This is a genomic window from Thermithiobacillus tepidarius DSM 3134, from assembly GCF_000423825.1.
Classification (GTDB): Bacteria; Pseudomonadota; Gammaproteobacteria; order Acidithiobacillales; family Thermithiobacillaceae; genus Thermithiobacillus; species Thermithiobacillus tepidarius.
Map to the genome: position 1 here is coordinate 1 of NZ_AUIS01000041.1, position 8851 is coordinate 8851.

General features: G+C 63.6%; 9 protein-coding genes and 1 tRNA gene. 2 read left to right on the plus strand and 8 right to left on the minus strand.

Annotated elements, in window-relative coordinates; genetic code table 11:
* Nucleotides 1-414 precede the first annotated feature (414 nt).
* The 5 genes from G579_RS0113070 to G579_RS0113090 form a co-directional block, all read right to left on the minus strand.
* Nucleotides 415-1593 (minus strand): citrate synthase, encoded by a 1179-nt coding sequence (locus G579_RS0113070; protein WP_038020048.1) that lies wholly within the window; start codon nt 1591-1593, stop codon nt 415-417.
* Nucleotides 1594-1672: 79 nt separating this feature from the next.
* Nucleotides 1673-2035: an iron-sulfur cluster insertion protein ErpA gene (gene erpA / locus G579_RS0113075; RefSeq protein ID WP_155989873.1), complete on the minus strand. Its 363-nt coding sequence runs from the start codon at nt 2033-2035 to the stop codon at nt 1673-1675.
* 172 nt (nt 2036-2207) lie between these two features.
* The gene (gene argC / locus G579_RS0113080) at nt 2208-3248 is read right to left on the minus strand and encodes an N-acetyl-gamma-glutamyl-phosphate reductase (RefSeq protein WP_028990530.1); all 1041 of its coding nucleotides are present in this window, start codon (nt 3246-3248) and stop codon (nt 2208-2210) included.
* Nucleotides 3249-3723: 475 nt separating this feature from the next.
* Nucleotides 3724-4818: a porin gene (locus G579_RS0113085; RefSeq protein WP_028990531.1), complete on the minus strand. Its 1095-nt coding sequence runs from the start codon at nt 4816-4818 to the stop codon at nt 3724-3726.
* Nucleotides 4819-5120: 302 nt separating this feature from the next.
* Nucleotides 5121-5390 (minus strand): hypothetical protein, encoded by a 270-nt coding sequence (locus G579_RS0113090; protein WP_155989875.1) that lies wholly within the window; start codon nt 5388-5390, stop codon nt 5121-5123.
* Between the two features lie 359 nt (nt 5391-5749).
* Here G579_RS0113090 and G579_RS0113095 point away from each other — a divergent pair.
* A tRNA-Gln gene (locus tag G579_RS0113095) sits at nt 5750-5823 on the plus strand.
* Nucleotides 5824-6079: 256 nt separating this feature from the next.
* On the opposite strand, the gene rpsI is transcribed toward G579_RS0113095, so the two are convergent.
* On the minus strand, nt 6080-6472 hold the full coding sequence (rpsI, locus tag G579_RS0113100) for a 30S ribosomal protein S9 (RefSeq protein WP_028990533.1): 393 nt from the start codon (nt 6470-6472) through the stop codon (nt 6080-6082).
* A gap of 11 nt (nt 6473-6483) precedes the next feature.
* Nucleotides 6484-6912, minus strand: a complete 429-nt coding sequence (gene rplM / locus G579_RS0113105) for a 50S ribosomal protein L13 (protein ID WP_028990534.1) — start codon at nt 6910-6912, stop codon at nt 6484-6486.
* A gap of 195 nt (nt 6913-7107) precedes the next feature.
* On the opposite strand from rplM, the gene G579_RS17630 reads away from it, so the two are divergent.
* Entirely contained in the window at nt 7108-8253 is a 1146-nt protein-coding gene (locus tag G579_RS17630) for a cytochrome-c peroxidase (RefSeq protein ID WP_211218748.1), read from the plus strand.
* A 274-nt stretch (nt 8254-8527) separates the two neighbouring features.
* Here the strand turns inward: G579_RS17630 and G579_RS0113115 are convergent.
* The coding region (locus G579_RS0113115; RefSeq protein ID WP_028990535.1) for a transposase at nt 8528-8851 on the minus strand (324 nt) is incomplete at its 5' end.

An 8851-nucleotide genomic window follows, 5' to 3' on the forward strand; every position in this document is an offset into this window, starting at 1 on the left:
GGCAAAACGACCGACGGGAGTTTACCGTTGCGCTGTCGGCGCCTATGGCGCCTCAGGCAACGGGCGCTGCCCGGTTTCGCGAGCGCAGCGAGAGCAACCCACGGGAGCGGCAAAACAAGCGCAGCGAAGTTTCGCGAGCGCAGCGAGAGCGACCAAAGGGAGCGGCAAAAAGGAAGTTGCCGTCGCCCCCCCGATACCTGACCAAACCCGCGGGCGAAAGCCCGCTCCTACCCTCAACTCCGCTAGGCTCGCCAACGCAGCCCAAGCGGCGATTCCTTCTTTCGCAAGCAAGAAAAAACGACCGCAGGGAATTTCGCGGGCACAAAAAAGCAAGCGGCTATCGGAACAGCCGGTTCGATGTACAGATGCGCGCCCGGGGCCGCTCCCAGTCGCGAATCAAGCTCCGATCCGCGCTTAGGCTTCGGCGCCGCGCCGCTCCAAGGGCACGTACTCGCGCTGCCGCTCGCCCGTATACACCTGGGTCGGGCGGAAGATGCGATTGTCGGACAGTTGTTCGCGCCAGTGGGCCAGCCAGCCCGCCGAGCGGGCCATGGCGAAGATGGGGGTGAAGAGATCGGTCTTGATGCCCATCTCGTAGTAGAGCACGCCGGAGTAGAAGTCCACGTTGGGGTAGACCCCTTTCTCCGCCAGCCGGCGCTCCGCCGCCTTCTCCACCGCCATGGCGGTCTCGAACAGGCGGCTGTGCTTCAGCCCGCGCTGCTCGGCCAGCCGGTCCATGAGGCCCTGGAGGATCGTGGCGCGCGGGTCCTTGGTCTTGTACTCCCGGTGCCCCATGCCCCAGATTTTTTCCTTGCGCGCCAGCCTGGCGTCGATGATCCGGTCCACGTTCTTGGCATCGCCGATCTCCATCAGCATCTCCACCACCTTCTCGTTGGCACCGCCGTGCAGCGGGCCGGACAGGGTGCCGATGGCGCCGGCGATCACGCCGTAGGGGCTGGCCAGGGTCGAGCCGGCCACCAGCACGGCGAAGGTCGAGGCATTGATAGTGTGCTCCGCGTGCAGGATCAGGCACACGTCCAGAATGCGCGCAAAGAGGGGATCGGGCTGCTTGCCCTTGAGCATGTAGAGGAAGTTTTCCGCGTGGGTCAGGTCGTCGCGGGGCGGCACCGGGTCGTTGCCGTTGCGGATGTGCTCCCACATGGTGACGAGGGTGGGCATGCGCGCGATGATGCGCACGGACATCTTGTGCACGTAGTCGAGATCGCTGCGCGGGCCGTTGGCCAGCAGATCGTAGGCCGGATAGAACATGCCCAGGCTGGCCACCGCCGTCTGCAGCATGTCCATGGGATGGCCGGTCACCGGCATGAACTTCATCATTTCGCGGACGTTGTACTTCACCCGCCGCGTGTTGCGCATGGCCCGATCGAACTCCTCCAGGGCCGCGGCCGTGGGCAACTGGCCGTCCAGCAGGAGCAGCGCCGTTTCCTCGAAAGTGCTGTGTTCCGCCAGGGTTTCGATGGGAAAGCCGCGATACTCCAGCAGGCCGGCGCGCCCATCGATGAACGAGATGTTGGAGCGCGTGGCGGGCACGCCCTCCAGACCCGGCAGATACTCCGGCAGCTTGTCCTGCATTTTGTCTCCTCGACCGCTCAAGACGCCACGAAAAAGGGAGGCCGGAGCCTCCCTTGGTCCCAGGACGAATTTTAACAGATTAAGCGGAAAAAGAAGAACCGCAGCCGCAGGTGGTGGTGGCGTTGGGGTTCTTGATGACGAACTGGGCGCCCTCCAGCCCCTCGGAGAAATCGATCTCCGCGCCGGCCAGGTACTGGTAGCTCATGGGATCGATCAGCAGGGTCACGCCGTGCTGCTCCACCGCGGTGTCACCATCCTGGGTGTTCTCGTCGAAGGTGAAACCGTACTGGAAGCCGGAACAGCCGCCGCCGGTCACGAAGACCCGCAGCTTCAGATCGGCATTGCCCTCTTCCTCGATCAGGCCCTTCACCTTGTTGGCCGCGCTCTCGGTCAGGGTCAGCGCCGCCGGCATCTCGTCCACGGTTTGCGTCGCAGTGGTCATTACTACCTCCATCAATTGGGATTGGGATGAATTCTCGCAGGGCCGCACAGACTTCGTTTGCGAAAGTCCTTACCCGACTATTCTGCTCGGACAATCGGCGCGGCGTCAAGTTCAACGCGGCCGGGGCAGCCGGTGTCCGCAGGCCACCCCGGGGTTTCAGGACAGTGGAAGCTCAGGGCATCAGCGCCACATCTTCCAGCCCCATGGCCTCCGGCAGGCCGAAGAGCAGGTTCATGTTCTGCACCGCCTGCCCGGAAGCGCCCTTGACCAGGTTGTCGATCACCGACAGCACCACCACCTGCCCCGGGCGCGGCTGGTGCACCGCGATCCGGCAGACATTGGCGCCGCGCACGCTGCGGGTGGCCGGGTGGCTGCCGGGCGGCAGCACGTCCACGAAGGGCTCCTCGCGGTAACGGGCCTCGTACAGAACCTGCAGGTCGGCGGCATCGATGTCGCGGGTCAGGCGCCCGTACAGGGTGGCATGGATGCCGCGGATCATGGGCGTCAGGTGGGGCACGAAGGTCACGCGCACCTCGCCGCCGGCCCAGCAGGACAACTCCTGCTCGATCTCGGGCTGGTGCCGGTGGCCGGACACGGCATAGGCCGAAAAGCTGTCGCCCGCCTCGCACAGGAGATTGGGCAGCTTGGCCGCCCGGCCCGCCCCGCTGGCGCCCGACTTGGTGTCGGCGATGAGGCTGTGCGGGTCCAGCAGCCCGGCTTCCAGCAGCGGCAGAAAACCCAGTTGCGTGGCGGTCGGGTAGCAGCCGGGATTGGCGATCAGTTGCGCCTCGCGGATCGCCGCCCGGCGCGTCTCCGGCAGGCCGTAGACGGCCTTTTCCAGCCAGTCCAGGGCCCGGTGCTCCATACCGTACCAGCGGGCGAAGGTTGCCGGATCGCGCAGGCGGAAATCGGCGCCCAGATCGATCACCTTCACGCCCGCGGCCAGGAGCTGCGGCGCCAGGTCCATGGCCACGCCGTGGGGGGTGGCGAAGAAGACCACGTCGCAGGTAGCGGCCAGCGCCGCCGGGTCCGGCTCGCTGAAGCTCAGCTCGCAATGCCCGCGCAGGTTGGGAAAGAGCGCATCCACCCGCATGCCCGCCTCGGCCCGCGAGGTGATGGCCGTCACCCGCGCCCCGGGATGCCTGGCCAGCAGGCGCAGCAGCTCGACGCCCGTATAACCCGTTCCACCGACGATACCGACACGTATTTGCATGGGAGTACACGCTCAGCAAAAAACCACGCCGCGCAGACAGGCGGCACGGCCAAAAAGAAACCCCGCCGCGCAGGCCCAATGCCGCCGCGGCGAAGCATCATGAATCGTGGATTTTACGCCGAATCCGGCGCGAACGGAATGCCGCAGGGCTTGGCAGGCCATCCCGCAGGCGTGGCGGCACGTAGCGAGCGCCGTTGATCGCGAGCAAGCTCGCTCCTACAGCCACGATGCCACATGCGGACGTAGGAGCGAGCTTGCTCGCGATAAAAAACCGTCCCGCGACAACACAACCGGAAACAACGACGCACGCCCATCCAGGGCAAGCTTGGCGCGCAACGCAACAAGATTCGGCCCAGCGCAAGCACTGCCCGGCATGCCGCACGCAGCAGAACAGCAGCCCAAAAAACAAAAGGCCGTCCGGCGGAACCGGACGGCCAAGACCCTGAGGGCCTTATTCTTGTTTCTTAACTGCTTTTTAGAAAGCCACCTGCAGGCGGGCAGCCAGGACGTTTTCGACATTGTCACCGGCCACGATAGCGCCACGGCCATCGTTCAGCAGGGTGGTCGCCGCATTGGCATCCGCGTCGCGGATCATGTAGTTGACCGCCACGTTGCTGCCGCCGCGCTTGCCCTTACGGGCGAAGTAGTACTTGGCGCCCAGATCGACGCTGGACAGGGTGCTGTTGTCGACTTCGTCCACTTCCATCGTCTGATAGCGGGCGAGCAGGTCCAGATCGGGCAACACGGTGTAACCGCCCATCACGTACCAGCCCTTGGTGGTCAGGTCAACGCCCGCAAGCTGGTTCTTGCGGTTGTAGTACTCGGCGCGGGCCAGGATGGGGCCGACGTCATAAGCAGCACCCACGGTCCAGGCGTCGAACTTGTTCTCGGCGGCCGCGCCGGTGGTGTTATCGGCGGTGTTGTCGTTGTTCATGTAGCCGGCGTTGATCTTGGCACCCTGCACCGGGGCCACGAACAGGTTGGCGGTGTACATGAAGTTGTTGTTGCCACCAGATCCGGCATCGCTCACCGAATTTGTGCCACCGTTGCCCTGGAAGATACCCAGCGCGTAGCCAGCGCCCATGCCGCCCATGTCCATGGCGCCGCTCAACTGCACACCCTTGTCGCGGAAATCGCCGCTAGCACCGCCAGCCGCTGCGTTCGTGATGTTAGTGCGGTCCATGAAGGGGCGATCGAAGGAGGACTCACGGCCTTCCAGGTCGAATTCGTACTTGAACTGGCCCACGGTCACCTTGGCCAGCGGGTTGAAGTTCAAGGTACCGAACATATCGCGGAAGATGGTGCCGCCGGTGTTATCGCCCTGCAGAGTCACGCCGAAACCGATCAGCTCGTTGACCTTGCCGCTGAAGGTCAGGCGGGCGCGGCGCATGTTGAACTCATGCTCGCCGTAGCCGGCAGCGGTGGTCACGTCGTTGCCGTCACCCAGGCGGTAGTCGGCCTGAATGCCGCCACCGATCTTGACGCTCGGGGCGCTCTTGGCGTCCGCAGCCATGGCGGAAGCAGGCGCAATGATGGCCGCGGCGATCGCGGCTGCAAGAATCTTATTCATGTAATACTCCTCCTCAAGGAAAAAGCAGTGTACTGACTGCTGTTGATGTTTATAGCACCGGCCCGCGGGCTTTGCAACCTTTTTACAACAAGATTGTTGCGCGTGGGGCAAGCGACGCCCGAAGAAGCGAAACGGAAGCAAATTTTCCTTGAGCCATGCGGCTTGGCGGCCACTCGCCGTCGCCGCCGGCGAGGCGCCATGATGCACAAAAACAACACGGCCCCGAAGGAAACCTTCGGGGCCGTGTTGGGATTGCACCGCGGGCGCGGGGAGATACCCCCGCGCCTTGCTAGGCCAGCTTGTTACTGGGCAGCAGCGGGGCTCTCGGTGGCGCCGGTCGCAGCGGCGTCGCCAGCGGGAGCGGCGGCGTCAGCAGCGGGAGAGGCGGCGTCAGCGGCAGGCGCTTCGGCGGCGGGAGCCTCGGCGGCGGGGGCTTCAGCGGGGCTCATGGCTTCAGCGGCAGGCGCTTCGGTGGCGGCGGGGGCTTCAGCGGGCTCTTCCTTCTTGCCGCAGCCGGACAGAACGAGCATACCAGCGACAACAGCAGCCATCAGCTTGAGGTTCATGGACATTTCTATCTCCTTGGGTAGAACAAGAATTAAAGACGATTTTGTTTGCGCAAACATCATCTGCTTTTTTACCAAGCACCAACGGGAGCTACTTGGCTGGATGGTATTTTACACAAGCGCAAGCGCTATACAAGCATTTTTATTGCAAAACGGCAATGAAAGCCGCATCAGAAAATCAAAAGCTTGCATGCAACGGCATGCGCACCCATGGAACGGCCAGCGCAAGGCACCGGCTCTGCAGCGCCGCCAACCGCGCCGGCGCTCCGATTTCCCGATTTGGCGGACTGACCGCAAGGAGCCGCCGCCCTGCGAGCACAGCCTTCTTGACAAACGTCCCAAAAAAAATAGAATGGGAGCTCCTTTGGGGGATCGTCTAGCGGTAGGACTACGGACTCTGACTCCGTCAACCCTGGTTCGAATCCAGGTCCCCCAGCCATTTTCTCCCGGTTCGACCAAAACCTCTTCCCTTCCGCCATCCAGCAGCGCTGTCCAAGCGCGCGTTTTTTCATCGCGAGCAAGCTCGCTCCTACAGCCGCCATGCAGCATCGCCATGCAGCATTCGGGCGTAGGAGCGAGCTTGCTCGCGATAAGCATTCGCGCATCCCACAACCTGAAATCTCGCGGCCGCCGCACCAACAAACGCAAAAAAGCGCCGCCCAGAGGGCGGCGCTTTCGGACATGCGCTTCTTCGCTCAGCGCTTGGAGAACTGGGTGCTCCGGCGGGCCTTGTGCTTGCCCACCTTCTTGCGCTCGACCTCGCGGGCGTCGCGGGTCACGAAGCCGGCCTTGCGCAGGCCGCCGCGCAGGGCTTCGTCGTAGGCGATGAGGGCGCGGGTGATACCGTGGCGGATGGCGCCGGCCTGGCCGTTGTTGCCGCCGCCGCTGACGTTGACCATGACGTCGAAACGGTCGACATTGCCGGTCAGCTCCAGGGGCTGGCGGACGATCATGCGGGACGTTTCACGGCCGAAGTACTCTTCCAGGCTGCGCTTGTTGATGCTGATCCGGCCCTTGCCGGGCTTGAGGTAAACGCGGGCGGTGGAGGTCTTGCGGCGTCCGGTTCCGTAGTAGTGTTGTTCGGCCATGGTCGATTCCGTTAAATTTCCAGGGGCTGGGGCTGCTGGGCGGCGTGCTGGTGCTCGGGCCCGGCGTAGACTTTCAGCTTTCTGTACATGGCGCGGCCCAGCGGGTTCTTGGGCAGCATGCCCTTGACCGCGATCTCGAGGACGCGCTCCGGATGGGTGGCGATCATCTTTTCAAAGCTCGCGCTTTTCAGATTGCCCACGTATCCGGTATGGTGATAGTAGATCTTGTCCTTGGCCTTGTTGCCAGTGACCCGGATCTTTTCCGCGTTGACCACCACGATGTAATCACCGGTATCCACGTGGGGGGTGAACTCCGGCTTGTGCTTGCCGCGCAGGCGGAAGGCGATCTCCGCAGCCAAGCGGCCCAGCACCTTGTCGGTGGCGTCGACCACATACCAGTCGCGTTTGACCTCGTGGGCCTTGGCGGAAAAAGTTTTCATTCTGCAACTCCAAACTATGCAGTTGTTTGAGTAGACGCGGAATGCTAAGGGTTGGCGCCGGTCTTGTCAAGACGCCAAGCCTGCCGCGACATGCGGGCCGCGCCCAGCGGAACGGCCGAGCCGCACGGTTTGACTTATACAATATTTAGAACTAGTCTCAAACGTACTCATCCATTCTACAGGAGACAGCGCAACATGGAACAGGCTCAGTCATTATACAAGAAGCACCGGATCCTGCGCCTCGGCGCCCTGCTGATGGCGGGCGGCGCCACCCTGGGACTGGTTGCCTGCAAGCAGCCGGAAACCGAGTCCAAGAAAGAGGCTCCCGCGCCGGCGGCGCAAACGGGGCAGGCGCAGACCTTGAAGGGTCCCTGGGCCCCTTTCGTGCTGCCCGACAAGGCGCCGGTGCCCGAGGACAATCCCATGACGCCGGCCAAGATCGAGCTGGGCAAGCAGCTTTACTTCGATCCCCGCCTGTCCCTCACCGGCACCGTGTCCTGCAACTCCTGCCACAACGTGATGGCGGGCGGCGACGATGCGCGGCCCGTGTCGGTGGGCATCGAGGGGCAGCTCGGCGAGCGCTCCGCGCCCACGGTGTGGAACGCGGCCTTCCTGAGCGCGCAGTTCTGGGACGGCCGGGCGCCGACCCTGGAGGAGCAGGCCAAGGGTCCGCTGGTCAACCCGGTGGAGATGGGCATGCCCAAGCATGATCTGGCGATCCAGCGCATCCAGGCCATCCCCGGTTACGCACAGGAAATGAAAGAGATCTTCGGCGGCGACAATCCGGTCAACATCGACAACGTCGCGAAGGCCATCGCCGCCTACGAGCGCACCCTGATCACGCCCAACAGCCCCTTCGACCGCTTCGTGAAAGGCGAGCAGAACGCCATCAGCCCCGCCGCCCAGCGCGGCATGCGGCTGGTGCAGGAAGTGGGCTGCACGTCCTGCCACAGCGGCCCGATTTTCGCCGGGCCGCAACTGCCCGTGGGCCAGGGCTTCTTCATGAAATTCCCCCGCTTCCCGGGCAGCGAGTACGATACCAAGTACGACCTGCTTTCCGACCCGGGCCGCTTCAGCGTCACCAAGAAGGAAGAGGACAAGAACGTGTGGCGGGTGCCCACCTGGCGCAACGTCGCGCTGACCGCGCCCTACTTCCACAACGGTTCGGTGAAGACGCTGGATGAAGCGGTGCGGGTGATGGCCCGGGTGCAACTCAACAAGACGCTTACCAACGACCAGGTCAGCGACATCGTGGCCTTCCTGAACACCCTGACCGGCGAATTCCCGAAGCAGACCATGCCGCGCCTGCCGGAACTGCCCAACACCACGCTGATCAATTGAAACAAGACATGATCGCTTCAGGGCGCCTGCGGGCGCCCTTTTCATTTGGGCGAGGCTTGCGGCAAAGCGGCGGACGCGGCGGGGAGCGTCCAGGGTCGAGCAGAATCAGGGTCGGACAGGCAGGCGGGGCGGAAAAGAAAAAAGCGCGGAGGTCATCCGCGCCCAAACCACCAAAGGAGGAAGGAACAAGCTAGGCTCATGACCGGATGCCGGCCATAAGAATTAGCTGGGATTAATATTCTTATATCCGAACAAAAAAGGGCTCTGTTGAATTTCAAGTGGGTTGCCGGGCATGAGGGTTGATCACTGCGAAGTCGAGCTTGCCGGCGATCAGGAAGATGACGGTTCTGATAGTGGTGAAGCGGGTGAAGCCGCGAGCGCGGCGCTTGGCGGACTGAAACAGGCCGTTGAGCGCTTCGAGGAAGCCGTTGGTCTGGCGGGTCTGGGCCCAGGCGACGATGCCCTCGAGGTGGCGACGGACCATGGCGGCGACCTCCTTCATGGGTTCGACCTTGGAACGCATGACGCAGGTGCACCAGTGCTTGAGCATGTCGCGTGCCACGTTGATCTGCTTGCGCGCGAGGATCTCGCGCAGCTG